The organism is Gracilibacillus salitolerans (genome assembly GCF_009650095.1).
GTDB classification, from domain to species: domain Bacteria; phylum Bacillota; class Bacilli; order Bacillales; family Amphibacillaceae; genus Gracilibacillus; species Gracilibacillus salitolerans.
In genome coordinates, this window is record NZ_CP045915.1 from 4,929,982 (window position 1) to 4,956,903 (window position 26,922).

25 protein-coding genes and 2 pseudogenes are annotated in these 26,922 nt (G+C 37.7%); 9 read left to right on the forward strand and 18 right to left on the reverse strand.

Features of this window, described 5'->3' with window-relative positions; genetic code table 11:
- Window positions 1–25: 25 nt before the first annotated feature.
- The 3 genes and pseudogenes from GI584_RS23005 to GI584_RS23015 form a co-directional block, all read right to left on the reverse strand.
- A pseudogene (locus GI584_RS23005) lies at window positions 26–856 on the reverse strand (bifunctional 3-deoxy-7-phosphoheptulonate synthase/chorismate mutase); the annotation flags it as partial.
- Window positions 857–928: 72 nt separating this feature from the next.
- Entirely contained in the window at window positions 929–2,170 is a 1,242-nt protein-coding gene (locus GI584_RS23010) for a phenylacetate--CoA ligase family protein (RefSeq protein ID WP_100358542.1), read from the reverse strand.
- Between the two features lie 31 nt (window positions 2,171–2,201).
- On the reverse strand, window positions 2,202–3,548 hold the full coding sequence (locus GI584_RS23015) for a phenylacetate--CoA ligase family protein (protein ID WP_153792770.1): 1,347 nt from the start codon (window positions 3,546–3,548) through the stop codon (window positions 2,202–2,204).
- A 362-nt stretch (window positions 3,549–3,910) separates the two neighbouring features.
- On the opposite strand from GI584_RS23015, the gene GI584_RS23020 reads away from it, so the two are divergent.
- The 4 genes from GI584_RS23020 (at window position 3,911) to GI584_RS23035 (ending at window position 6,376) form a co-directional block, all read left to right on the forward strand.
- Window positions 3,911–4,810 carry a DUF4915 domain-containing protein gene (locus GI584_RS23020; protein WP_153792771.1) on the forward strand — a complete coding sequence of 300 codons (900 nt, stop codon included), beginning with the start codon at window positions 3,911–3,913 and terminating at the stop codon, window positions 4,808–4,810.
- Window positions 4,811–4,825: 15 nt separating this feature from the next.
- The gene (locus tag GI584_RS23025) at window positions 4,826–5,332 is read left to right on the forward strand and encodes a tetratricopeptide repeat protein (RefSeq protein ID WP_228552310.1); all 507 of its coding nucleotides are present in this window, start codon (window positions 4,826–4,828) and stop codon (window positions 5,330–5,332) included.
- Between the two features lie 25 nt (window positions 5,333–5,357).
- Window positions 5,358–6,053, forward strand: coding sequence for a hypothetical protein (locus tag GI584_RS23030; protein ID WP_153792772.1), 696 nt, complete (start codon window positions 5,358–5,360; stop codon window positions 6,051–6,053).
- Window positions 6,054–6,130: 77 nt separating this feature from the next.
- Window positions 6,131–6,376, forward strand: a complete 246-nt coding sequence (locus tag GI584_RS23035) for a hypothetical protein (RefSeq protein WP_153792773.1) — start codon at window positions 6,131–6,133, stop codon at window positions 6,374–6,376.
- Between the two features lie 114 nt (window positions 6,377–6,490).
- Here GI584_RS23035 and GI584_RS23040 read toward each other — a convergent pair whose 3' ends face one another.
- The 5 genes from GI584_RS23040 to GI584_RS23060 all read right to left on the reverse strand — a co-directional run bounded on the left by GI584_RS23040 (window position 6,491) and on the right by GI584_RS23060 (window position 12,201).
- Window positions 6,491–7,030 (reverse strand): tetratricopeptide repeat protein, encoded by a 540-nt coding sequence (locus GI584_RS23040; protein ID WP_153792774.1) that lies wholly within the window; start codon window positions 7,028–7,030, stop codon window positions 6,491–6,493.
- 413 nt (window positions 7,031–7,443) lie between these two features.
- The gene (locus tag GI584_RS23045) at window positions 7,444–8,166 is read right to left on the reverse strand and encodes an amino acid ABC transporter ATP-binding protein (protein ID WP_153793056.1); all 723 of its coding nucleotides are present in this window, start codon (window positions 8,164–8,166) and stop codon (window positions 7,444–7,446) included.
- Between the two features lie 2 nt (window positions 8,167–8,168).
- Window positions 8,169–8,825, reverse strand: a complete 657-nt coding sequence (locus GI584_RS23050) for an amino acid ABC transporter permease (protein WP_100358536.1) — start codon at window positions 8,823–8,825, stop codon at window positions 8,169–8,171.
- An 81-nt stretch (window positions 8,826–8,906) separates the two neighbouring features.
- Window positions 8,907–9,707: a basic amino acid ABC transporter substrate-binding protein gene (locus GI584_RS23055; RefSeq protein WP_153792775.1), complete on the reverse strand. Its 801-nt coding sequence runs from the start codon at window positions 9,705–9,707 to the stop codon at window positions 8,907–8,909.
- Window positions 9,708–10,134: 427 nt separating this feature from the next.
- Window positions 10,135–12,201, reverse strand: coding sequence for a choice-of-anchor J domain-containing protein (locus tag GI584_RS23060; RefSeq protein ID WP_153792776.1), 2,067 nt, complete (start codon window positions 12,199–12,201; stop codon window positions 10,135–10,137).
- Between the two features lie 288 nt (window positions 12,202–12,489).
- Here GI584_RS23060 and GI584_RS23065 point away from each other — a divergent pair, with 288 nt between their 5' ends.
- On the forward strand, window positions 12,490–12,690 hold the full coding sequence (locus tag GI584_RS23065) for a hypothetical protein (protein ID WP_100358533.1): 201 nt from the start codon (window positions 12,490–12,492) through the stop codon (window positions 12,688–12,690).
- Window positions 12,691–12,804: 114 nt separating this feature from the next.
- Here GI584_RS23065 and GI584_RS23070 read toward each other — a convergent pair whose 3' ends face one another.
- On the reverse strand, window positions 12,805–14,535 hold the full coding sequence (locus GI584_RS23070; RefSeq protein WP_153792777.1) for an ABC transporter ATP-binding protein: 1,731 nt from the start codon (window positions 14,533–14,535) through the stop codon (window positions 12,805–12,807).
- A gap of 13 nt (window positions 14,536–14,548) precedes the next feature.
- On the reverse strand, window positions 14,549–15,340 hold the full coding sequence (locus tag GI584_RS23075; protein WP_153792778.1) for a MerR family transcriptional regulator: 792 nt from the start codon (window positions 15,338–15,340) through the stop codon (window positions 14,549–14,551).
- 525 nt (window positions 15,341–15,865) lie between these two features.
- On the opposite strand from GI584_RS23075, the gene bla reads away from it, so the two are divergent.
- From bla to blaI, 3 genes are all read left to right on the forward strand, one after another.
- The gene (bla, locus tag GI584_RS23080; protein WP_153793057.1) at window positions 15,866–16,783 is read left to right on the forward strand and encodes a class A beta-lactamase; all 918 of its coding nucleotides are present in this window, start codon (window positions 15,866–15,868) and stop codon (window positions 16,781–16,783) included.
- A 203-nt stretch (window positions 16,784–16,986) separates the two neighbouring features.
- Window positions 16,987–18,759 (forward strand): BlaR1 family beta-lactam sensor/signal transducer, encoded by a 1,773-nt coding sequence (locus GI584_RS23085; protein WP_153792779.1) that lies wholly within the window; start codon window positions 16,987–16,989, stop codon window positions 18,757–18,759.
- A 22-nt stretch (window positions 18,760–18,781) separates the two neighbouring features.
- Window positions 18,782–19,165 (forward strand): penicillinase repressor BlaI, encoded by a 384-nt coding sequence (gene blaI, locus GI584_RS23090; protein WP_100358529.1) that lies wholly within the window; start codon window positions 18,782–18,784, stop codon window positions 19,163–19,165.
- A gap of 230 nt (window positions 19,166–19,395) precedes the next feature.
- Here blaI and yeiL read toward each other — a convergent pair whose 3' ends face one another.
- Window positions 19,396–20,064, reverse strand: a complete 669-nt coding sequence (gene yeiL / locus GI584_RS23095) for a transcriptional regulator YeiL (protein ID WP_153792780.1) — start codon at window positions 20,062–20,064, stop codon at window positions 19,396–19,398.
- A gap of 81 nt (window positions 20,065–20,145) precedes the next feature.
- Here yeiL and GI584_RS23100 point away from each other — a divergent pair, with 81 nt between their 5' ends.
- A complete protein-coding gene (locus GI584_RS23100) occupies window positions 20,146–21,315 on the forward strand; it encodes an MFS transporter (RefSeq protein ID WP_153792781.1) in 1,170 nt (389 codons plus the stop codon).
- A 244-nt stretch (window positions 21,316–21,559) separates the two neighbouring features.
- On the opposite strand, the gene GI584_RS23105 is transcribed toward GI584_RS23100, so the two are convergent.
- From GI584_RS23105 to GI584_RS23130, 7 genes and pseudogenes are all read right to left on the reverse strand, one after another.
- Window positions 21,560–22,060 carry a DinB family protein gene (locus GI584_RS23105; protein WP_153792782.1) on the reverse strand — a complete coding sequence of 167 codons (501 nt, stop codon included), beginning with the start codon at window positions 22,058–22,060 and terminating at the stop codon, window positions 21,560–21,562.
- A gap of 77 nt (window positions 22,061–22,137) precedes the next feature.
- Window positions 22,138–23,052 (reverse strand): helix-turn-helix transcriptional regulator, encoded by a 915-nt coding sequence (locus GI584_RS23110; RefSeq protein ID WP_100358525.1) that lies wholly within the window; start codon window positions 23,050–23,052, stop codon window positions 22,138–22,140.
- Between the two features lie 16 nt (window positions 23,053–23,068).
- Window positions 23,069–23,247: pseudogene (locus GI584_RS24140) on the reverse strand (YdeI/OmpD-associated family protein); the annotation flags it as partial.
- Between the two features lie 307 nt (window positions 23,248–23,554).
- The gene (locus tag GI584_RS23115; protein ID WP_153792783.1) at window positions 23,555–24,109 is read right to left on the reverse strand and encodes an NADPH-dependent FMN reductase; all 555 of its coding nucleotides are present in this window, start codon (window positions 24,107–24,109) and stop codon (window positions 23,555–23,557) included.
- A gap of 133 nt (window positions 24,110–24,242) precedes the next feature.
- Complete coding sequence (locus tag GI584_RS23120; RefSeq protein ID WP_153792784.1) at window positions 24,243–24,581, reverse strand: antibiotic biosynthesis monooxygenase; 339 nt, start codon at window positions 24,579–24,581, stop codon at window positions 24,243–24,245.
- A gap of 76 nt (window positions 24,582–24,657) precedes the next feature.
- Window positions 24,658–26,061 carry an MFS transporter gene (locus tag GI584_RS23125; RefSeq protein ID WP_153792785.1) on the reverse strand — a complete coding sequence of 468 codons (1,404 nt, stop codon included), beginning with the start codon at window positions 26,059–26,061 and terminating at the stop codon, window positions 24,658–24,660.
- A 91-nt stretch (window positions 26,062–26,152) separates the two neighbouring features.
- Window positions 26,153–26,749 carry a TetR/AcrR family transcriptional regulator gene (locus tag GI584_RS23130; protein ID WP_321197101.1) on the reverse strand — a complete coding sequence of 199 codons (597 nt, stop codon included), beginning with the start codon at window positions 26,747–26,749 and terminating at the stop codon, window positions 26,153–26,155.
- Between the last annotated feature and the right edge of the window lie 173 nt (window positions 26,750–26,922).

Below are 26,922 nucleotides of genomic sequence, written 5' to 3' on the forward strand. Positions count from 1 at the left end.
TATCTGTGACAGTAATAGGAAAGGCTTAATGGTACAAACCAGAATCGCGAACGCCGTCCAAAAACGTTTGAAACTCTTCCATATTAAGTTGTTGCTTTCCGTCAGAAAGGGCGTTCGTGGGATCTGGATGAATCTCCACCATAACTCCATCTGCCCCAGCAGCAAGTGCCGCTTTTGCACAAGGTAGGAGAATATCTTTCCGTCCAGTCGAATGACTGACATCCACTAGTACAGGAAGATGGGTTTCTTGTTTTAAAATAGGAACAGCAGAAATATCCAGCGTATTGCGGGTTGCTGTCTCGAAAGTACGAATTCCACGTTCGATTAACATTACCTGGTCATTGCCATGATGCAAAATATACTCTGCCGCTAGCATAAACTCCTCCAAAGTAGCGGAAAGGCCTCGTTTCAGTAATACAGGTTTTTTCGTTTGGCCGACTGCTTTGAGCAGGTCGAAATTGTGCATGTTACGAGCACCGATTTGAAAGATGTCAATATACTTGGCTGCGGTATCAATTTGATTGGAACTCATAATTTCGCTAATCGTCACCAATCCCATTTCATCTGCTACACCCTTCATCATTTTTAATCCTTCTTCACCAAGTCCTTGAAAACTATAGGGGGAGGTTCTCGGTTTGAACGCTCCACCGCGTAGGACCGATAAGCCCGATTTCTTCAGTGTGGAACCAACCGTTACGAGTTGCTCTTTCGATTCGACCGAGCAAGGACCTGCGATCAACGTTTGTGAGGAGCCTCCAATAACCGTTTGCTTAACTTTAATAATGGTGTCCTCATTTTTATTGCCGCGGCTTACGAGAAGCTGCGATTTCTTTTGTTGCGATTTATCACTCAAGGTAACCATCCTTTCTTTCTGTTGATCAAAAGAAAATATCCTAACCACTTACAGTTCTAATATGCATGCATGAATCTATCCTGATGTGCCGTGACTACGCTTTTTGATATATACAGGCTTTATCGATGGCGTGTTATCTATGAGATCCATTCGATCGACCATTGTAGTGATTTCAACAGTGACTGGCACCTTAAGCCGAGAAGATAAGAGAGAACGGACATTTTCTTCTGACCATTTTTGGGAATCATGCGAATCTAGTAATAAGTGCAAGCCCTCCTCCTGCTCTATCACCTTCCAAGCATCCGGAGCAGGGGATAACGAGTATACGGCTTCCTGAATATCCATTGCATCAAGGACAGTGCTTCCGAAGCAGATTCTATCCTTGCTTCTGCCGTAATGAACCAGTTTGGCTCCAGTCCGTCCGCAGTTGCATAAACCATGTTCTACAGAGATAATGTCTTCGTTGAAATATCGTAGCAGTGGAGAACCTTGGTGAGATAGCGTCGTGATTGTTGCAAAGCCTCTTTCCCCATCTTCCACAGAGTTTGAACCGTTCTCATTTAGTACTTCTACGAAAAAATCTTGTTCTACGATATGCATGTTCCCATGTTCACACATGGTAGCGATATTAGCGGTTTCCGTTGAACCGTACATATTAAATACTGGCACGTTCCACAGTTTTTCTATATGCTTTCTGCGCTTGTCACTCATTAATTCACCAGCAACACATATGGCACGTAAAGCAGGAAAATCCTTACTTGGCTTAGAACCTCCTAGACGAGCCACTTCAGCCAGCAGTTCCATCTCACGCGGAAGCCCGGCCATCACTGTGACAGAAAGATTCTTCAGCAAACTTAGTACTCTTGGATAAGGAGTAACGACCGTACGTCCGCTTGCGGGAACAACTCCTGCCCCTGTTTGCCAAGCTGCATGCTGCATTAAGAATGCTGGTAGTGCCATTGCATAGGGAAAACGGATCAGCACAAGGTCTTCAGACGTCAAACGCACACCACATTCCTTCAGTTGTCTTCCCCCAATTTGTAAATCTTCTTGCGTAAACCATGAGGCAGAGGGCACTCCAGTTGTGCCTGTTGATTCGTGGTATTGAGCTATTTCCTTCCTGTCGACAGCAAGAGGACCGAAAATGCCGGCTTCTCGTAAATCTTTTTTTGTTGTTAATGGAAGTGTTTGGATTTGATCCAGTTCCATTCCGTTTACATCATGATCCGCTAGTTTCCACTTATACAGAGGAGATTTTTGAATCCGCTTATACATCTCCTGAAATTTCCTAGCCCTCTCTATATCGATGTCGCTCATATGCCACCTCCTCTCTCACTTTTCGCTATATCTAATTAAATACTCTAGTCGCTTTGCCAAACGTACGAGGGATATCATCTCTGATTACAACTTTACAGTCTATCCCAATCCTATTTTTCATGTGATTTTGTATCTTTTCCACTAATTGCTCATCACTTAAATTCGTGCGGAATTTCTCGGCTTCAATCGTTAACACCCCTTGATTAAGCTTAAGGTGATACCATAAACCTACATCTGGAATTTCCATAAGAAAGTGCTCAATCATAAATGGAGAATAATCTTCTGTGCCTATACGCAACATGTGCTCCATTCTTCCTCTTAGCTCTAGGACATCCATCTTGATTCCACAATTACATTTGGATTTTTGCAATTTGCCTAGATCTCCGGTGCGATAGCGTACCATCGGCATTCCCTCACGCAGCAGTGTCGTCACAACGATTTCTCCTGTTCGCCCGTAAGGAAGCACTTCTTTAGAAACCGGATCAATAATTTCCAATTTAACATGCCCTTCCATGACGTGATATCCTTGATGTTTGCTGCATTCTACACCGATAACTCCGCATTCAGTTGATCCATAGAAAAAGGAAACTTCACATCCCCACCACTTTTCCAACCGTTCTCGGAACGTGGAGGAACATCCCTCACCTGTAAGCCAGATTTTCTTCAACTGAATATCTTCACCTATCTTGATACCGTACTTCTCGCTTTCTTCTGCTAGTAGCGCTGCATAAGATGGTGTTGTTGTAAGAACAGTGGCTTGATATTCTTTCATTAATTCCAACGACTTATCAACCGGAGCCATATAACCGCCTTTTCCAAGCGATAACACCGCAGTACCAAAGGCAAACTGGAATAAGCGCTGAAACCCAAGACCAGGCAGCGCGAACTCATATGGAAGCGCAATTGCCGCGACATCATCATCTGATTCCTTAAACAGTTGCAAATACTTCGGTAACAAATCATATACATATTGATCAGCCAAGGTATAAGAGGTATAAATTGGTTTACCCGATGTACCACTTGTAAGATGAACTTGGCCTATTTCTTTCGGAGCAACACATAATATCTTCTCTTTATCTCCTCGAATAAGATCTTTCACCAACATTGGTACAGATGCTAGTTGTTCTAGGCTATCTATTTTTGGCTCTGTGAATCCTGCCTCTTCTAGCCTTGCATGATAGTATTCATTATGATTCCACACATGCTCAAGAGTGGCGTTAATAGCCTGTAACTGATATTCTTCTATTTCTTCATGAGGTAGTTTTTCAATTGTTTTTCCTTGGTCATCTAATTCTTTATAAAATTCTTTGAATTGTTCTAGATGGGATGAATGTTTATCCACGGAAACTGTCATCTTATGCGTTTGCAACTTCTCCATTTCCATCCTCCATTCCATATATTTTTCTAACGCCTCAAATTCCACGCCCTAAGTTACTTTATTATTCGCCCTTAAATAGAAAGATACCCTATGACCATATTGATTGAATTATCTAAGGGCTGATTTTTTATAATGGCTTTGAAACTAACATTTTGCCAATAACTTTAATTTATTATTTAGTTTTCTATCACCGCTTTACTTCCCTCCTTTCTTTATTCTTTATCAAATGCAAATGGTGTCAGAGTTGACTCGGACAAATATATCATTTAATAAAAATCAGGGATTTCATCCAATCGGTTCCTATTAAAAGACATATCGTAACTAGCACAAATTATTTATTATAAAAAGGAGGTTGAACCGCATTGTTATACGGATTGGAGAATGATCCAGATTTTGAACATATTAATACACGTCTACTAATCACTTGTCCATCCAGTGGGTCTGATCAAGGCGGCCTATTTTTACTAGATTTTGAAAATAATACTTTCGAGAAACTATATACAGGAAGCTGTTCAGGAATGACGATAGTTAATGATCGATTGTTTATAGCGTCTGACGATAACGAACTCATTACGATGGACCAGAAATTCCGAGTCATTCAGAAAAAGCAATACTCGAAACTTGATTTTCACGATATTTCAAAGTTCGATGATCATGTTGTTCTGGTTGTAGAAACCGCGACCAATACAATCGGGTGCTATAATACCGAAACACTTACACGATCAGGGGAGATCCGATTTAGTGCAGAGGACAAAGACATCCATCATATTAATGACATTTGGTTAGATGGTCATACATTGTATGTTTCTATGTTTTCTCCCTATGGAAAATGGTATATGAACCCTATGCATAAAAACGGTGGAATTGTCGCAATTGATTTAACAGATTTTCATCCCAATCAACAACTCCATATAAACCCTGAGAATCATGTCGTTGTAAAGGACTTGTATATGCCACATACGGTAATGATGCATCAAAACGAATTAGCTTATTGTGACTCTATGTCTTTCCGTGTCATAGCCGGAAACACGAAACCAATTCAACTATCGGGTTTCACACGTGGTCTTGCCATAACAGAAAATACAATCTTTATCGGACAAAGCAGGATGAGGCATGTTTTACGAATCCCTCACGAATTCTCAAATTGCTGCTTAGATGGTGGAATCTATGTCTACGATCCTAAATATAGAATTTCGCGTTTCGTACCATTACCGGCGCAACAGGTATATCAAATCCTGAGCCTTGATCAAAATTTTATTTAGAAGGGGATAATTGTAATGAAACAATTTGAGGAAGGAAAAAAACTTTTTATGAAAGGTGTAAATGGGGATAAAAAGGCGGTAAAGCTCGCCTATGATATTTTCTTAAGCCTCCGTGATACAGAGCCTAACAATGCTCTTATCGAAGCCTATTACGGCAGCACTCTCGCACTATTAGGACGAGATGCTTCTCAGCCTTTGGAAAAAGCAGATAAAGCGCAAGAAGGACTAGACGCATTGAATCAAGCAATTTCTAGGGATCCCAAGAACAAGGAAATTCGGATGTTACGATCAAATGTATGTTTACGTCTACCAGAATCTTTCTTCCAATGCTCAAAGACGGCGGTTGAAGATATCTCCTTTCTGCTAGATCGTTATCAAAAAAATCCTAGTTACCTTACTAATAACCAGGTGAATGAATTGATAGAAGACCTACGTACTGCTTACAAGAATATGGGTAAGCCGGACGAAGCAAGTAAAGTTTCGCAACGTTTTTCTAAGTTAACATCGAAGAAAAAGAAATAAAAAAACAAAAGGGAGGTACAACCATTTGGTAAATATAAGCGAGAAAGATATCAAGCCTTTACAAGAAAAGGTGATTTCATTACACAAGGAAGCCGTGGAAGGAAATGAAAAGGCTGTTCAAGACCTGCATCAAATGCTAGAACGGGTGCGATCCAACTATTCAGACATCCCCCTTTTGGATGCATACCATGGTAGCACCATGATTTTAATAGCTAGGGATAAGACAAATCCGTTAGATAAATTGAGGTGGTCGAAATCAGGACTGAAGCTTCTAGATGAAGCAGTAAGTTCCGCCCCTCAAAATATCATAGCTCGATTATTAAGAGGTAAGGCTGCATATCAATTGCCTGAAAAGCATTTCCATCGAGCACAAACAGCGATTGAAGACTACACTTTTCTCATTGAGCGGCAAATACATGGGGAAGGCTTCCTTAACATCAAAAGATACTGGCAGCTTATTTATGAACTAGGCAATGTATATCATCGAATTGGCCAAAATCAGCATGCAAGTATGTGCTGGCTGAGGCTTAAGAACGAAACACAAGACCCTGATTTTCTGCATCTCCTCCAACTAAAGCTTAAATTATTGGAAGGAAAACCTGCTGTTGAGTATATACCAAAAGTAGAAAGTCCGATATCAAAGTTGATAAGGAGGGCCGTTAGTGCAACTGAGAGCGAACTCCAACCGGTAAAAGCAGCAAGAGAAAGAAGAACATCGTAAAATAACAAAAAGAAACTTTAGTCCAATTTCCAACAGATAGTGAAGGAAAGTCTCTTTGGAAGGAGGTGAACCTATATATGACAAAGGATGTTATTAAAGTGATTAAGGAAGCAAGGGAGCACTCTGAACCTTTCGTTACAGATGCATTGATCAGAGGAGTCACCCGGCTTAGCAATGAAATGAATGATGTGGCAATCGATGTAAATCAATCTCCCCGAATGCTATTAGGGAAAATGGCTATTACGCTGAGGAATGGTGCCATCACAACAGGAAAAGAAATGATGACGAGAGGATTAGAAAGAATGCAAAATTATCGGACATAAACTTGCCGTTTCTTTGTCATGATTAGTTTACATTTTCATTAATAAAAAAACACCATAGCTACGATGGCTGTGGTGGTTTCTAAATTTTTAATGCTATCTCTCTTTATTATTCTCCTAACGTTCTTTCATTGCAACTTGCAATAATTGTAGAGCCTCTTTACTCTTCGGCTCTATTGCTAATGCCTCGTTTAGTGCTTCTTTTGCTTTTGCAAGATCGCCCGTTTCCATATAACACTTAGCCAGGGACACCCATATTTCAATATCACTCATCCCTTGCTCAATACAATAACGGAATTCTTTGGCCGCTTCAGCGGGATCCCCCCCTAACATATCCGGCGTATTTAATAACTTGGAACCATTCATCCTTCTTGCGAGTGGCAATGTCGGGTCGATTTCAAGAGCAGTCGTGATCTCGTTGTCTAACTTGTTAAAGAGATCCATTTTATCCGTCAAACTCCACGCTGTATCAATTTGACGACCGTAAACTGCTGCAAGCCATGCATGAGCTTCCGCACTGTGAGGAACCAGTGTTATTGCCTCCTTGAACAATCGATGTGCTTTCTCGTACTCATCTATTTTAAACTCACTGTATCCTCGATGAAGCAAGTCTTGCAATAGAAGTTTCCCCTCTCTATCATGCTTGTCGTTAGACATGGATAACTCTCTCCCTTCGGATAATCTTCAGCCATGCATAGTGGTTATTTGTAATAACATTCCAGATCCTTAAAGACTGGAATGTTTTATTTTACTACCTAGCCTGTTGTCTGAATCTCTTATTCTTCATTTTCAAAAGTGGAGGATTCGGCTTTATGTGTCAGTAAACCCACCTTTATGATTTAAAAAGAAGCAAATAGCAGCATTAATTTCTTATGTTTTTCCTTATCTATGCATTATTTAAAAATATATAATGATTATATGTTGTTTGCTAAGATATGCTCTCGGCTAATGCCAATATCAAGATTATAGTTGAACTGATGAAAGTCTCACTTTATAACTCTTCAAAGAAAAAAATCCAGCAATGTTTCACGGAGAAACGTTGCTGGATTCCTTGTTTATAAATTTAGTTGTTATAAAACTTTCGATAGAAATGCTTGAGTTCTTTCGTTTTGCGGATGATTAAATAGTTCATCTGGTGTACCTTGTTCCACGATAAAACCTTCATCCATAAAGATAACACGATCGGCGACTTCCTTAGCGAAGCCCATTTCATGTGTCACGATTGTCATCGTCATTCCTTCTTCAGCCAAATCTTTCATGACCTGAAGTACTTCCCCAACCATTTCTGGGTCTAAGGCCGAGGTAGGCTCATCAAACAACATAATGTGCGGTTCCATCGCTAAAGCACGAGCTATGGCTACCCGTTGCTTTTGTCCGCCAGATAAGTTGTCCGGATATACATCTGCCTTTTCTACTAATCCAACTTTATCTAGTAGCTGTGTTCCTAATTCATTGGCTTCTGATTGTGATTTGCCTTTTAATCGTTTAGGTCCAAGTGTAATGTTTTCCATTACCGTCATGTGTGGGAACAGATTAAATTGTTGGAATACCATCCCCAACCTTTGACGCAATTCATTAATATTAGTTTTCGGATCGGTGAGATTATCTCCTTCAATAAAAATATCTCCACCAGTTGGCTCTTCTAATAGATTCATACAGCGTAAAAGTGTACTTTTTCCAGAACCTGAAGGGCCAATGACACACACTACTTCTTGTGAGTGAACATCCATATTTATATCTTTTAGAACCTCTAATTTACCAAATGATTTTTTAAAATTATTTACCTCGATCATTTTCATGCTACATCTAGTCTCCTTTCAAGCCAACGCGAGAATAGGCTTAAAGAATAAATAATGACAAAATACAGAACGCCAACAGCAAATAATATTTCGAAAGCATGGAAATTAGCTGCATAAATGGTTTGGCCCGATAAGGTAAGCTCAGCTAATCCTATTGCGGAAAGAAGTGAAGTATCTTTAATGCTTACAATAAATTGGTTGACGAATGCGGGGATCATGCGACGTATGGCTTGAGGTAAAATAATTAAACGCATCGTTTGGCTATAAGAAAAACCAATTGTTCTTCCGGCTTCCATTTGCCCTTTATCAATAGAGTTTATTCCAGCACGGAAAATTTCTACTAAATAGGCTGCAGCATTGACCGTAATCGCAATCACACCTGCGGAAAACGCTGTTAGGTTAATATCAAGTACACTTGGCAAACCGAAATAAATAAATAATATTTGAACGAGTAAAGGTGTTCCTCGAATGATATCAACAAAAGCAGTTGAAATCGTCCTTAATATTTTACTCTTCGTTATACTAAATACACCTAGAACTAGTCCAATAAACATTGCTAGAATAAGTGAGATAACCGTTACTTCTATTGTCACTCCCATTCCTTTTAATAGAGTGGGTAATCCTTCAAGAATAATATTTATCGTATCCATCATGCTAACGCATCCCTCTTTTCTTTAGAAAAGGTGTGACAAACTGCGTCACACCCTTTAATTTGATCAGAATTTTTATGCTAATTATTCTGAAAAATATTTGCTATAAATCTCGTCAAACTCACCGCTATCTTTTAGGTCTTGAAGTCCAGCATTGATTTTCTCTACTAGTCCTTCACTATCTTTAGAAATGGCAATTCCATAGTCTTCACTTGGATATTTATCACCGACTAATTGAAGCTCGGAATCTTCGCCATCTTGGTTGATTTTGTAGGCAACACTAGGATAATCATTGATGACAACATCAGCATTGCCGTTTTCTAACTCCATATACATGGTAGCATCGTCTTGGAGTTTAGTGACCTCACCATTATATTTTTCAGCAAGTTCGTTGGCTAATTCTAAACTGGATGTTCCTTGTTTTGCAACAATGGTTTTTCCTTCTAAGTCTTCTTCACCCTCAATAGTACTATCTTTTAACGTAATTAAAGATAGACCTGATTCAAAATATGGATCTGAAAAATCAACTACTTCTAATCGATCCTCTCTTATTCCGATAGCAGATACAGCTGCATCCACTTGATTAGCTTGTAGTGCTGGGATAATACCATCAAATTTCATGTTTTCCCAGTTAACAGTTAAGTCTGCTTTCTCAGCAACTGCTTCCACTAGTTCAACATCGAAACCAGTAAATTCTTCATCTACTTTATATTCAAATGGTGGATAGTCTTGCACCGCTGCAACTGTGATTTCTTCTTTTGCTTCACCCGAAGAGTTACTATCATCTTCACCTGTTCCACATCCTGCTAACGCAAATGCAATGATACCAACCAAAGCAATCATGATAATCTTATTAACAAATCTGGTTTTCTTTTGTTCATGCATTAAGAATAAGCCTCCTACCAAAAATTATTTGTTAAAAAAAACGACATTGTCTATTGTATCGATATATTGAATCATTTCCAAACTAGATTAATGTTGGTTTGTGATGATATATTTATATTTTTCAAGTTATTCTTATTTATGTAGTGGATTTTGTAGAAATCCTCTGAGAGAGTTAGATATACTGGCACATCCTTTAATATTGGTATTTTAGAGTTTGAGAGAAAGTAGGGAACCCTCCTCCTATACAATAATTGGATGTATCTTTCTATACTCTTGCTAATCAAAATGAGGTTATTAACAGTTATTCGGTTATCCTAACCACATAGATATAACTTCGTTCAAAAACATAGAGGCTGCCCCAAGTCTATATTATGGAGGCAGCTTCTATTTATAGGATTTTCATATATTCTCAGAATAAATTATTCAGTTATTTGTTTTTATTAGCCTTCATCACTACTTCATAATCATACTCAGCACTTCCGCCCTTACCAGGTTCAGGTGCATAAGTAACCATCATTAATACTTTAGCGTATTGAGAGCTTTGTAACATATCACGAAGATCTACCTTATCACTTTCACTCATATTTAGTAGATCTGGGAATTGAATGACTTTGACATGATTGTCTTTCCCTTTTGCTTTTCCTTTCTTAAATCCGATGAACTGAACTTGATAATCGACGTATTCCTTTGTTACTTGTTCTAAACTCATGAAATCATCAGTAATTTCCATTGCATCAATTAGCTCGTCATTTATTTTAAGGTTTGATAAATACCAACCTTCTTCATTGTAACCCCAGTCTGTCATGTAACGAAATGCCAGATGTACCTTTTGACCAGCATACTGAGAAAGATCGAAACTCTCTGTTGTCCAACCATTTGAACTTCCAGTGAACCCTGGTACATTTTCTTTGATCGTTGGATAGCCCTCTTCCACGATATCACTACTTGTGTTTTCATTTGCCAAAGAAGTCCACGTCTGCCCATTATCTGTTGATACTTGAACAACACCGAAATCCCAATGTTCTTCTATCTCATATTTTGTTTCAAAAGATAGGACGGGATTTGTATCACCTGTTAGATCAAGCTCTTTTATTAAGAAATTATCTGCCTGGTCCCCTTGATTCCCCCAAAGAACCTCACCTTTATCTGAGTTATTTACAGTTGTCCAATTGGTGCCAAGGAAATCAATACCTTTGAAATACAGATGATCGATCTTCTTGTCAGGTGTAATGAATTTCATATCTGTTCCCCAAGCTGGTGCCAAAGTATCCAACTCCGATGCTGCTTCTAGATTAGGAGTTAAGTCTATGGTATTAAAATTATATGTTTCACTATCTCCTTGATAGTTTCCATCTAACATTAATGCGATCATAAAATCTTGATAAACTGCTTTAAAGTCTCGATCACTTCCCATTTCTTCTAAAACCGCATTTATACTATCAATACCTTGTAATTGGCTTTTAAACTCTTTCTGAAGAAATTCTTGTCCGTATTGTTCATATAAATAGAGTTGGAATAGGTAGGCAATTCCATAGTCACCTAGGATTTGAAGATCAGACTGATCTCCCCACTGTGTTAAGGAGTTCTTAAGGTTATTCATAATAAAATCAACGTGTGATGTTGAATGACCATATCCCACCAGATATTGTGCAAAATCAGATAATCCTTCATTAATAAAATTTTCTTCTGCTGGATCACTGTCACGATGAAGTAAATGTTGAAATTCATGTGCAAAGGTTCCTTCATACAAGAAAGGTCTATCAGCATCCGGACCTGTACGGTTTGCCCAATCAAAACTATCAATTGTCATTACATTTCGATCCGTAAAATCACTTATAGTAGGTGAAAAATACCCTGCAATATAACTTGGATAGTTCGGATCATAATAATTATCATCTTTAATGTTATCTATTAAGATAACAACACGCCCAGAATCGTCTTGATGATATTCAGGAAATATGGCCTGTTCTCCCTTTCTTTCAGCAGGAGCATCGAAAAATTCAACCTCTTGTTCATACATATTTTCATCAAACTCATTTAAAAGATAATGAACCTGCTCATCAGTAACTACAGATACTTCAGCAGCATTCCTTGGATCTCCTTCAGGATACTCCAAGTTGTCAGCTACCCATACCTCTCCATGTTCACCTACTCCTTTAAGGGTAAATTCTGTTAGTACATATTGACCTGATGTATTATTAACCGTAACCCACGGTTTGCTAATGCCTATATCATCTGGTGTGACGGCTGAAGATACCCCAGCATCTTTACTTTCTGATGATTCTTCTTCGTTTACATCAGCCCCACTAAAATCAACCCTTCCTTCCTTTAAGGCCTCTTCTACCGTTTCAGAGCGAAAATCTGGATCTACTTCTTGCACATTCGGATCTGGGTTATACCCTTTAACTTGCGCACTTACTATGGAAGGGAATAACATACTACCTGCTAGAATGGGAATAGATAAAACGGATAAAACTTTTTTTGATGTTTTCATTTTCGTCCTCCTATTTTTTAAAAATATGTAATAGTTAATATAGTATCAATAGATTCACAAATATTTTGTCATAATTAGGCTAGTAGATTTGTTTTTTTATCGTTAAAATCTTGTATTTTTCAGCAACTATTTTAAATTAGAATAGGAATACAAGTATGCAAAAATTGGTGAGCAATGAGTGATCGTTCATTGTAAAAGAGGATTATTGCTTATTTATTTTTCCCGAAAATTCGAGTATAGTAGGGTTAAATGAGGCATAATTTTGGTCATACTAAGGAGTGAATCGAAATGCCAAACGATGAACTAGCAAAAAGAAGATGGCTTGCTATACCAAGTGACTTTCGCAAAAAACTAGAAAACAATGTGTTTTGTTCCAATTGTGGAGAAACGACAATTGTTGATTATGAGGTTGATTCTGTTAACCATGACATCATCCTAAAAGGTTATTGTAAAAAATGTAATGGGGAAGTCGCACGGGTTATTAATTAAATTGTTCCATTCCCCATTGAACAACATCTCCCTTTAAAAGCTTACTAATTAAAGGGAAGATGACTGTTTTCCTATGATAAAGTGTGACTATTCGGGGAAATCCACTATACTAGCTTATGTTAATTGCTGTTCTGCAAATTCTCTATATAATTCATGTGTATCGACAAGTTCCTGATGGGTACCAATCCCGGTTACTTTACCGTTTTCAATAAAAATGATTTTGTCAGCATTTACAATGGTTGATAATCGATGGGCAATAACAAAAGCTGTTCGCCCTACCATTAATCTTGTCAGCGCTGCTTGAACTATCCCCTCTGATTGACTATCTAAACTTGCTGTCGCTTCATCCATCATTAAGATTTTAGGATTTCGCAAAAATGCTCTTGCTATATTAATCCGCTGCCTTTGCCCACCAGAAAGTTTAATCCCTCTTTCACCAACATCGGTATCTAAACCTCGATTAAATTCTTTTATAAATCCATCCGCATAGGCCATTTTCGCAACTTCCCATAATCGGTCATCCGGAATACGATCTGCATCCGGCATACCATAGCTTAAATTTTCACGAATAGTACCAGCCATAATCGCACTTTCTTGGGATACGTACCCAATTTGACTCCGCCATGCCTCTAAAGATAATTTGTTAATAGGCGTATTGCTAACTAATATTTCACCAGAATTCAGCTCATAATATCTTTCGATCAAAGAGAATATAGTTGACTTTCCACCACCACTCGGACCCGCAAAAGCAATCATTTCCCCAGGGTTTGCATTAAATGAGACATTTTGTAGGACAGTTTCTCCTTCCTCATATGCAAACGAAATATCGGATACATAAATTGGTAGATTGGATATATCCATCTCAATTCCTTCCTGTCCGTTCTCATCAGACAAATTAAGAATATCAATAATTCGTTCTGTCGCTCCCTTAGCCTTCTGTAATTGGGTGAAAAACATCGCAAAAGAAGTAATAGGAAAGATAATCTGAAATAGATACAGTAAAAACGCTACTAGTGAACCTGTAGACATAGAACCTTCAGCAACACGAATTCCTCCGTAACCAATAATCACAACGATAACCATCATCATTACTGTATACATAAGTGGGCCAATCAAGGCAAAAATTCGTGCTTCCTTTAATCCAAATTGAAATAATCTATTAATTCCTGCTACTCCCTTTTGTTTCTCAACGGATTCAGCAGTAGATGCTTTCATCAAACGAATTTCACTGATTGTCTGTTGAATCATTCCTGTAAATGTAGCCGTCTCATCCTGTAATCCTCTAGACACTTTCGACATTTTAGACCCTAACGGAATCATTACTGCCATTGTAACAGGTACAGATACCAACATGATCAACGTCATTTTCCAATCCATAATAAGTAAAATAGTAATAGCCCCAATAATAGAAATGACCCCGCTTATAAATTGAGGAAAATGCTGGGTAATTAAATCTTTTACAATTCCTGTATCATTAACAACCCGACTAACGGATTCTCCACTTGCCTGTTTATCAAAGTAACGAACTGGGAGACGGATCAGCTTTTTCCACATACTCTCACGTAATCTTGCTACAATCCTCTGCCCAACATATGACAGTAAATAGGTAGATACGCCATCGGTGACTGCCTGTAAAATAAACACAGCAACAATGGCAATGATAATACCTGTACTCAACGATTCTAATGAAAATCCATCAACCAATTCACCAGTCAAAATCGGTATTGTCAATCCAATTAGGGTTGTAATGACACTTCCTATTAATCCTAAAGTTAAAGCTAGTTTTGGGATATTGGTGGATTGAATAAGTAATAGAAAAGATTTTAATCCTTGATTATTTTTCATATTTTTATAGCTCCTAATCATTTTCATTATCTGCCCCTAAAAAAACATAGCCAATTTTTTCAAGATAATAATCCATTGCTTGCATTAACCATTCTTCCTCCTCCTTTGTAAATGGAGATGGAACCAACGCCTCTAGCTCCTTTAATTTTTCTATCTCTACATTCATATTTCCCAATTCTGTCATAACATCTTTACCTAAAAATGTGAATATTGCTTCCATGTAAGATACAACCAGTTTTTGCACTTCTTCGTCCTCAACTGGTCTTCCAAATAATCTTTTTAGACCTTTTGCCACTCTGATATACTCTTTATCAATAGCCAATTTTTCTTCTTCTGATTTTTCATCAAAAATTTCTGCTACTACAGCTAACTGATACTTTTCCAACCATTCTTTTTGGTGCTTTTCTGTCTGCATATTACCAATTAATGTTACTAATACAGAACTGTCTACTTCTCTTTCATCCTCCAAAATGGTGATCGTCCTTCTTATTGCAGCTAATGATCTTTCAATATGTTCTTTTTCTTCTTCTAATTTTTTCATATGGAGGTTTAGTGTGCTATTTAGGCTTACCGTAAAGCTTGAATGATTTAACAGTTCACCTATTTTCTCCAAGCTATAACCAAGGAATTTCAGGCTAACGATTTTTTGTAATGTAACAACATCTTCATCCGTATACATACGATGTCCGGAATTTGGATGTTTTTCAGGTTGAAGCAGGCCAATTTCATCATAATAATGAAGGGTTCTAATGGATATTCCAGTTCGCTTAGAAAATTCCCCAATCAAGTAGGTTTGCTTTGTCATGAAACTCTCCCCTCTCCAGTTCTTAATCCAATTATAAGACCTAACGTAACTGTAGGTGCAATACTTTTTTAGAAGAAACATGGTGACTTAAATGAGCAAATTTGACTTATGTATGGAGCATATGCGGTTACTCAGAATAAATAGGCAAAGATTTTTCTCTAGTCGCTAGGTGGAATAGTATTTGATTGGTTAGTGGGGGTGAACTGTTACATTCCTTTATTTAAGGAAGGAGATCACCATTTAGACCTTTCTCTTAAAGGAACGAAGAAATTTAATCAATTTATTGAATTACATTATGAAATTAAAAGGTAAATTTTTAAACTAAACAAATAAACAACAGCTCTAATAAGAGAGCTGTTGTCTTTTTAAATAAATTTAAGGTTGACTTTTTATTGATTACAATTGTAATATTATATTACAGTTGTAATCCTGATATTACAAAGGTGGAATACATACTTACAAATAATGATTGGTAAAAAAGAAAACCGAAACAAGAAATTTATTCCAATAGAAAGAAGGTATCATATGGGGAAAGTAAATTCATACCATAAGTTTATATTGTACATAGCATTACTGGCTCTAATAACAATTACCGCATGCTCAAATACAGACAATAAAACCGATACATCAACCGACAAGAAAATCGAAACCGAGCAAACCATCAATATAGATGAAGAGTTTGCCCAGCTCGAGGGTGAATTTGACGCCCGACTCGGCGTCTATGCTATCGATACAGGTAAGAATCAAATCGTTGAATACAATCCTGATGAGCGTTTCGCCTATGCATCCACTTTCAAAGTACTAGCAGCAGCAACCCTGCTTAAGCAAAACGAAATCAAAGATCTTGAAAAAGTTGTTACATACAGTAAGGAGGATTTGGTTACTTATTCCCCCGTTACCGAGAAACACGTGGATACCGGGATGACACTGTTAGAAATTAGTGAAGCAGCCATTCGAAAAAGTGACAATACCGCTGGAAATCTATTGCTTGAGGCACTCGGAGGTCCTAATAAGCTTGAGCAAGCTTTACGAGACATCGGTGATGACGTTACTGAGCCCGAACGATACGAAACCGAATTGAATGAATTCACACCGGGGAGCGAAAGTGATACGAGCACACCGAGAGCTATGGCTACCAATCTGAAGAAAGTCGCACTTGATGATTTTCTTCCAAATGAAAAGCGCGAATTGCTAATCGATTGGATGAAAGGAAATGCAACAGGTGATGCACTTATACGTGCTGGTCAACCTGAGGAATGGGTCGTTGGCGACAAAAGTGGAGCCGCAAGCTATGGTACAAGAAATGACATTGGCATTGTATGGCCGCCAAACAGAGAACCAATCGTTATTGCAGTGATGTCACGTCATGATACTCAGGATGCAGAATATGACGATGAGTTAGTAGCAAAGGCTGCCGAAATCACACGAAACGCTTTAAAATAACAACAGTTGAAAGTACACATGTCAGTCAAACTGGCATGTATGGCCTTTCATCCATCATTTTTGTTTAGTCTTTTCTAATGGCCAGATTTGTTTGTAGAGTCTAGAACCAAATAGCTAATTATTGCCTTTTCATTAGCAATTGACCTAGTGTAAAATGGAGATGCTTTAAGTAAATAATTTCGCGGTTAAGGAGATGAAGTAAGATGTCTGCCCTCCACCTGGCTGGATACACGTTTATATCTTCTTTCGTGGTCATTATTATTTTGTTGATCCGAAAGTTGTTTAAAAATCAATTAACATCCAAATGGCAATACAATTTATGGTTTACTTTACTGATTGCGTTAACCATTCCATTACTTCCAACAGATTTATTGGATTTCGGGACCAAGTTCACATGGAATGAGAATCAAAACAGCATTTCGCCCTCATCTAACCCCTCCAGAGAAAATTTGGTTACAGAAAGCGAAAGGAATTGGATGCAGGATTTATCCATCTCCGTTAACCGGTTTGATCTGACATTATTAAACCAATCCATCACCATTATTTGGATTACAGGTATGCTGGTGATGATTGCTTTAGTGATTCACGCATGGATAAAACTACAGCGAATTAAAAAGTCCACAAGCATCGTAGAAAATCAAGAGATTCAGACATTATTCGAACAGTGCAAACAAAGCCTCCATATTTCGCGGAAGCCTGTGTTGGTGAATTCACCACTTATTAAGTCACCACTGACATTCGGTATTTTCAAAACTTATATTATTTTGCCATGTCATGCTGAAGCATGGCTGTCCAAGGAAGATCTTAAATATATTTTGTTACATGAATTATGTCACTATAAATATAAGGATATTGCTACAAATTACTTAGTTGTTCTCTTCCAGATTTTGTACTGGTATAACCCATTGGTCTGGATTGCCTTCAGAGAAATGCGGTTAGACCGGGAGATTGCCTGTGACAGTTCCGTCTTAAAAATGCTTGATCAAAATCATTATGTAGCATACGGTAACACAATCATTAAGTTCGCTGACCAAGCCTTTCTTCAAAACCAGTTCGCAATCGCTAACCAGCTCGCTAGTTCCAAAAAGCAATTAAAAAAAAGGATTGAAAGGATTGCAACCTTCACAACGGAATCAAGACTTCTAAAACTGAAGAGCATTGTAATCTTTTTACTGCTAGCGGGGTTTGTCGTGAATCAGATACCAGTTGCTTCTGCAATGCCTTACGGTGAGGATCGGATCCATTTTGATAATAAACAGACCGTGTATGAGGATTTAAGCACATTTTTCAATGGATATGACGGTAGCTTTGTACTCTATGATTTGCAGAAAGCGCAATATCTTATCTATAATAAAGACAAAAGTGTGTTACGGGTTTCACCGAATTCCACGTATAAAATATACAGCGCATTATTCGCGTTGGAATCAGGTGTGATTACACGGAATCATAACTCCATGGAGTGGAATGGGGAAACATATCCATACGAAGCCTGGAACCAAAACCAAAATGTATTTAACGCAATGGAAAATTCCGTGAATTGGTACTTTCAAAAGTTAGACAATAAGATAGGGAAGGAAAATATTCAGGCATATTTTCAACAAATAAATTACGGAAATCAAAATGTGTCTGGTGGAATGGAAGGCTATTGGCTAGAATCTTCTTTAAAAATCTCACCTATTGAACAGGTGCAGACACTCAAAGATTTTTATACAAACCAATTTGAATTTGATGAGAAGAACGTTGAATTAATAAAAGATGCCATCAAGCTAGAGACGAAAGACAATGTAACATTATATGGAAAAACCGGTACAGGAACGATCAACGATAAAAATGTAAATGGCTGGTTCATAGGATATGTTGAAGCAAAAAACAACACCTATTTCTTTGCAACCAACATCGAAAGCGACCATCAAGCTAAAGGCAGTATAGCCACTAACATTACAAAATCTATTTTGGAAGACAAAAACATTTATTAAATACGTAAAGGCAGGGATTAACGTGACAAATAAAATACCCACTATTTCAGAGTCGGAATGGGAAGTATTGAAAGTGCTTTGGCAAAAAGCACCGCGAACAGCAAATGAAATCATTTCATCCTTGCCGGTAGAAACGAACTGGAAGCCGAAAACCGTACGTACCCTGTTGGACCGACTCACTAACAAAAAAGTCATCGGTGTTAACAAGGATCAGCGCGTCTATACATTCTATCCGCTATTTTCTCAGAACGAATGTCAGCGCGCCAAAACAGAGTCTTTTGTAAAACGATTCTATGACGGCACCTTAAAATCGATGCTCGTTCAATTTATTCAGGATGAGGACTTGTCCGAAGATGATATTAAAGAGCTACGATCTATTTTGGATAAAAAGCAGGTTAAAGAATAAAACTCACTCTCTTCAAAGAAGGTATAATGCTTCAATCAGAGTAGAAAAGTGGAATCACTGAGAATTTTGTTAGATAATTATCTAACAAAAGAATAATACCCATTTAGGTCAAAATGTTTATTTAAATTTTCTACTTGTGAAAAACGGGCGCATATCCTATTCTGGATATGCGCCTGCCTTTTGAATAAGAGATCGAACACCTTTTAGAATAATAGCATTTATAGCTTACTCTAATTCTGCAACACCTCGGCAAACTCATGTAAGGAATGGTACTGCTTAATTTGATAATTCCGTCCTTCCTTCTGTATGTATCCTTTATCACAAAATTGTGCAAGCACATGCAACAAGTGCCGGTAAGATACACCTAAATAATCACAAACCGTAACATGTCTCTCCTTATAAACTCCTTCATCTGCAGTTTGCAAAATGAAATCTGCAAGCCTGTTTTCCAGCGGGAATGCTAAACTTTGCGTATACTTAGCCGCCATCTCTGTTGCTTTCACACTTAAAAATTTGGTTAATTCACGTAGAAATTTCGCATCTTCTAGCAATTGTTTGCGGTAGTAATGAATAGGAAGAGCAAAACAAATCGTCTTCGTTGATGCTTGAATCCCTTTTGTATAATAGACATCATGTAATAATTCCATTTCCCCAATATATTCATTTGCATTGACAAAATTAATTAACGATACTTTTCCATTTTGATGGGTTATATAAATCTTTGCTTTTCCCTCCATAACGTAAAATAGAAAGTCTGGTCTCATGCCTTCTTGAATAATCCAATCATTACGTTGATACTCATGTACTTCGATAAGATCCTCGACTGGGAAGGAAAATAAATCGGCAATAGAATTCTTCTCCAAATACAGCCGCTTTTTTTCACCATTATAAATTTTCATTATTCACCTCAGAACATGAGATATCTCATATTATTTGTTTCTATCTCCATGATAACATGCAATCTATGAGGGGGATACAGAATGAACACACAACGCTGGATGAGTATACATTTTTTTAGTTTCTTTTTAACATGGGGGATTTTTCTACCTTATTGGTCAGGCTGGATGATTCAAACAAAAGGGATTTCGGTGTCTGAAGCTAGTTTGATCATGAGCTTAGGATTGGTAGCTAGAGGACTTTCTACATTATTTGGATTTCCGTATTTATCAGGGAAAGTTAGCAGTAAAATATTATTAAAAATAATGGGAATTGGTACACTAGTTGCGATTGTCAGTTATATTCCGGCAAATTCCTTTGTCAGTTTACTAGTAGCAACGATCGCCTTACACCTATTTTATCCAACATTGATGCCTGCATTAGATAGTGTCGCAAGTGTTCTTGTACAAAGCAAACAATTAAAACATTATGGAAAAAGTCGCCAATGGGGATCGATTGGTTTTGTCTCTGTTGGGATGGTTCTAACCATTTTTACAGGGCTCCTCGGTGATGAAATCATTTTATGGGCACTATTACTTGGCGTAATCGGATTTGTGTGTCTTGATTTTATGCAAACACCTGCTATTTTATCTAAAAAGCCACCAGTAGACAAAACCAAAAACGTAGGAATATTACAATTATTCCGTATCAAACACTTCAGCTTGGTACTGATTATTGTTATCTTATTGCAAGCAGCACATGCTACTTATTACAATTATGGCTACATTTTTTTACAAGAAATACAAGCACCAACATATCTGATTGGTTTTATTATTAACATTGCCGTAATTGCAGAAATCATATTCTTCTCCATTGCAGATAAAAAGTTTGATAAATTTTCAATTGGATCGTTACTGACAATCGCAGCAATTGGTTCATCTGTCCGTTGGATATTAGTTTTTGCCTTTCCGAATGTGATTATTTTCTGTATAGCTCAAACGTTACATGCATTGTCGTTTGCTATGGCACATTATGCCTTTATGAAATACTTAATCAAAAACATTCCACACTTACAGATACCAAAAGCACAAGGTGTTTATTCTGCGTTAGCACTTAGTTGGAGCACTGCTGTATTCACCATTTTAGGTGGTTATTTATACGAGATCGATCCGAGATTATCCTTTATTGGAATGATTATTTGTACGATTCCAGCTATGTTGCTTGCACTTATATATCGAAGATTAGAACATAGTGAGAGGGACTTTTATTTCTAAATGGTCATATACATTTGGAGCTTCTAACTGGGGTGCCGAACATTTCGGAATTTTGTACGCTATACGAATTTCAACCTAAAAAAGTCGAATTCCTGTACGCTAAAGGATCGACTCTTTTAGGTTTGGCTTGTTAATCTATAGCTCAGTTAATTTGATTAAAGGTCATTTATTTTAAAAATCAGATTTGACTATTTTATTGTATTCTAAGATATGAGCTATCATTAATTTGCAAGTACTATTTGACCTAACTCTGATACCAATATAAAGCGAGGTCATTCATTGTCGAAGGGTACCCCTGTTGTCTTAACATAGTTGTTATGTTACCTCGATGATAAGTACCATGATTAGCAACATGGAATAAAATTTCTGAGTAAGCTGTTTCTCTAGCACCTGTCCAAGGATTATTCAAATTAATTTTTTGTTCCAAATCTTTTTGGCTATTCATCCATTCTTCATACTGTGAAGCTAGTTCTCCATAAGACTTAACAAATTCATCTACAGAATATACATTAGTCTTTTCTAAGAAAGCCATAGAAGCTTCCAATGCTTCCTGCATATCAATTCCTTTAAGTACTTGTAACCACATAACATCTACCACATAGATGTGACTAAAGGTTTGAGCAATAGTTGGATAAGAACTACTAACCTCTTCATAGAGGACATTGCTTGGTAATTCTTTTATTCTTTCTAGTAACACCTTATTAGCCCAAATATGGTACTCATACATATTTCTTGGATGGTTCATTTTACATCTACTCCTTAACTTCTTATTTTTTAAAGTTGATATTTGTATTATAAAAAAAGATATATGACAGCAGCTTGTCATACATCTTCATAAACTTTAATTATTTTTTTTGCCTCATCTATTAAAATTGATTGAAGTTCCACAGGTTTTATAATTTTAGCCCCACTACCGAAGCTTAAAAGAATAGATTTAAGCCATCCAGCATGTAGAGGTTGATAAACAGAAATTGTAAATGTCATACTTCCATCACTGTTAATAACTTTTGAAGAATTCTGGAATTGGTCTAATACTTCTGCTAAGGAATTTGGATTAACCCAGATTACTACATCCTCAAAGCCTTCTAGCTTACAGTCTGAATAAGATGAATCACCTTTAATTTCGTGATTCTGTAGAAACTTTTCTTGTGTCAGAGTTATACTCATCATACGTGATACTCTAAATTCTCTATAATTCTGACGTTCTCTGCAATAACCATATAAATACCAGTTACGGAACTTATAATGAAGGTGAATAGGTTCTAATTCACGTGATGTAAATTCATTTTTATTACTTACATAATCAAAGCGGATTACCCTTTTTTCATGTATAGCTTTTCTCAGATTCATTAATGAATTTGGTTCTGTTCTATGGCTTTCCAAGTCAACCAATAAAGTCTTATTGTTGCTATTTGTATCAAGTATTTTTAATCTATCTATTGTATGTTCAACTTCCTTATCTTCAAAAATACTCAATAAACTACTTAATACTGTGATTAGATTCAATATGTCATAAGAACCGATTAAGCTTTTATCAAATTTGTATCCTTCTATTATACCGAAACCTCCGTTAGTACCTTGGTAAGAAACGACTGGTATTCCAGCCGCACAAATAGCTTCGATGTCTCTATAAATTGTCCGCGATGATACTTGAAATTCATCAGCTAAACTAGAAGCTGACAAAATTTCATTATTTAGGAGCTTGAATATGATGGATATCAAACGTTCTAATTTCAATTCTCATTTCCTTTCCTCAATAATTGATTAAGCGACCACTATCATTCCACTGACCGTACATTTTTTTCTTGTATTTTCAATAAACTTATCCAACCTTTTATTAAAAATATCCGGTTCATTTCTATAACTTTGTATTGTATCAATTCTAATCCTCCTGGATAGTTCAGGAAAATGAATGAAGTTCTGATATAATTGAATTAAAAAGTTACTTACCTAACCAGCTACATTATTTCAAGTACATTCGTTCACAATCTTCTCTTCTTAATTCTAACATAATCTTATTCATCGATATTCCACAAAAAGCCTGGTTGTTGAATTTAAAGGATCCAGCGTACTAATATAATTTTATCAAAATGAAAAATGGGAGCATATCTTATTCTGGACTTGTGCCTTTTTCTTGAATAATGTTCTATTTAAAATTCCTTGACTATTTTTGAACTATGTGAAAAACCACATCCCTATACGAAGAATGTGGCCACACATTAAAAATGATTGTTTAGGTTCAGCGAAGAACGCTCAATGCACTACTCCAGTTGATCACCTGATCAAGCATGGCATGAACTGATTTTTTTTGGAAGGCAGCCGGCTTCAACTCGCTGAAATTCTCGAAATCGGTAAAGAGCGAAAGTCGAACCTGCGCACGCACATCGGCAACCTCCAATTCAGCCATAATCATCCTAAGATTTTCAACCGCAGTCGTAGCCCCCACAGCCCCGTACCCGACAAAACCGGCCGCTTTATTGTTCCATTCCTTATACAAGAAATCAATAGCGTTCTTAAGGGCAGGTGACGTTGCGTGATTATACTCTGGCGTGACGAAAATAAAACCATCAAAAGTATCTATTTTTTTGGACCACGCCTTAGTATGTGATTTCGTATACTCCCCTGATGCTGCTCCCTTCGGTTCATCAAGCAGTGGCAGATCGTAGTCTGCAATGTCCACGATTTCGAATTCAGCATCACTGCGTTGATTAGCTATCTCGTATACCCAATGGGCAACAGTCTCGCCATTTCGACCCGGACGTGTACTTCCAATAATAATTGCTATCTTACTCATGTTACATTCCTCCTATTAAAAATTGTGAAATCATTGGGGCATCACCCTTCAAGTAAACTTAAATATTTGGATAAGGTATCTTTAATTATCTTTTCATTCAAACAGCGTTTTAGCGATAAAACAAAGTATCCCTTTACGCGCCTTCGATCACTCGTGCAACTTGAAAGAAATCAACCTTCGCAGTCCTTGCCCCACAGCGCTTAATAACTTCAGCGATTGACTCTTTGGCTGCGTCAAAACCTATTGCCGAAGAACTTTCCATCCAGGACTCTTTTGACAGCCATTGACCATAGTTCACCACCCTTCGTCCATCATCACTCGCATGAAAACTTGCGGAAACAAATCCAGTAAAATGGGGAAAGTATTGTTCGACTTGATCAGTAATTCCATCAATCAATACCTGTTGGAATGGTGGTTCAACATCAAACTCAACCATCACCGTAAAGAATCGGTTTTCATCTATTGTCGCCATTTTTAATTCCTCCTTAGATCATGTAGGTTATTATTACTACCACTGAGTGGCTATCCTCACTTATCAATGAATCGTATTATGGGCTCTGCTCAGTCTGACTTGGTTTATGCGTCATTTTAAAACGCGTGCTTGACGCCCTCTGAAACTGGAAATAGTAAAGCAATATAATACTTACAAGCAAAAGAGCGAGCGAGAGGTAAATATTACTGTAAACAAACCCGTCCGAAAACAAATTTGCGGGATTCCAGTTCACAACGGCCCCCAGGTCAACTACTTTTCCGTATACGGCTCCTGCAATGCTTCCTGCCATAAAGTTCAACATTGAGAAAATACCCATGCCAACCCCAATCTGTTCATTCGGTAATGTTTGGGAAATCGTGTTCGACAGTGTAATGAGTATGAACGCAGCTCCGACATCACCAATGGTTAAAAAGACAGCGATGAAAATCGGCGAACTTCCCACAAAGGAAGATAATAAAAGAAGGGCGATGAACATTAACGCGGATGATAAGTAGAATAAGAATGGATTTCCTTTCGCATCCGCTAATTTGCCACCTTTTTTCCCGAGAATAGCCGAAATGATGGCGGCTGGAACCATCACCATGCCAATCAGCTGTGGATCCAAATGATTGACGTCGGATAACAACAACGGACTAAGATAAACGAAGGAGAAACTGCTCCCACTGACCAAAAAAATGATCACTAGTCCAAAAGTGTAACGCTTGTTTTGGAACAGACTAGCTTGAACAAACGGTTCTGCTGCAGAACGAATGCGTATCATGAACAAGACGAACATAATTAGGCAGCCGGTGGCAAGCATCCATCCCCCTTTCGTGACAGACAAGAGCAATAGTGCGATTGTTCCGGCAAACAGCCCACCGCCAATCCAATCCACTTTGCTTCCATCCCCTTGTTCGTCATCCAAATATTTACGGTAAAACGGCAATAGGAACAGCGTAAAAAGGGGTAGACAGAACAACCATCGCCAATCAGCAATGCTGACAATTAAAGCAGGAACAATCGGACCCAATACTCTACCAAGCGCCAACCCGACGGCGACCAAACCCAAAGCGCGACCGCGTCTCTCCGGTGGAAAATATCTAACGGGAATGATCATAGCCATTGCCGGAATGACTGAAGCTCCCACAGCCTGTAAGATCCTACCAAGAAGTACCATCCAATATGCTTGAGCGATCAGACCAACCATTGAACCAAGTGAAAAAAAGATCAGTCCGAACGTCAACAAATTTTTAGGCTTGCAGCTATCGGCCAATTTCCCATAGATGACCGCTCCGATTCCATAAATCAGCATATAGGCTGATGAAACCCAGCTCACTTGGGCAAAAGAAAGGTCAAGATCCGCAGCGATATCGGGCAGCACGATATTAAACACCGTTGCACTCATGACGGACAGGACAAGCGTGAACATCAAAATACGCATTAAATTTTCTCCAGTTTGTTGCTTTACCTCGTGCACCATCTTTTATCTCTCCTTTCCAGCTAAAAATTTAGTAGTAATTCCTCATCCATTGACCGTCACTACTGACTTACATTTTACTTTTAAAAAATTACTAGGGGGTTAAAGCCCTAGTAAATATCAAGACACTTTCTTCAATAAAGACTTCGATCGAAAAAGCGTCAAGAATGGGATCATTGTTGATTCTTCCCGTGGCTGCACCATAGTGCATATACAGGAAGACAACAGCCTGTCTTTCGGGATCTGTTTGTATGATCTTTCCCTTATTGTACATTTCTTCGAAGTACTCGGTTAAGAACTCTTTTAATTGTTGCGGGTGTTTGTGAGTAGATTCCTGAAAGCCAGGAAGATTCTCACGCTCTCTTCCACTAATTTGGATCAGTTTTCGATTCTGATGCATGATTCGATGGTAGTTTCGACTAATCATCATCAAGTCTGTATGAAGGTCCCATGTTATTTTCTTGTCAAAGAGATCTTTCATCTCTTCCGCATAATGATAACGATGAAAAGCTGATTCTAACAAATTTTGTTTGCTTTTAAAGTGTCTAAACAACGTTTTTTCACTAAATCCAGCTTTTGTTGCAATTTCTTCCGTCGTAACGCCATTGTAGCCTCTTTCTGCCATAAGATCGATAGCAGCCGTCATAATTTTATCAGCAGTGTCCTGTTTTTTATTAGAATTCATTTGCATACCCTCGACCTCTCCGATTAATGTCAGTCACCAGTGACTGTCACAAATATACAATATCATTTTTGAATTGTCAAGTTTAATTTAAAATTTCCAGACATGTTCTTTGTTTATCTCTTCTTTTAGAAAATCGCCCGTTTGCGAAAGAACGCTCTTTCTTATTGAAAATCAATCCA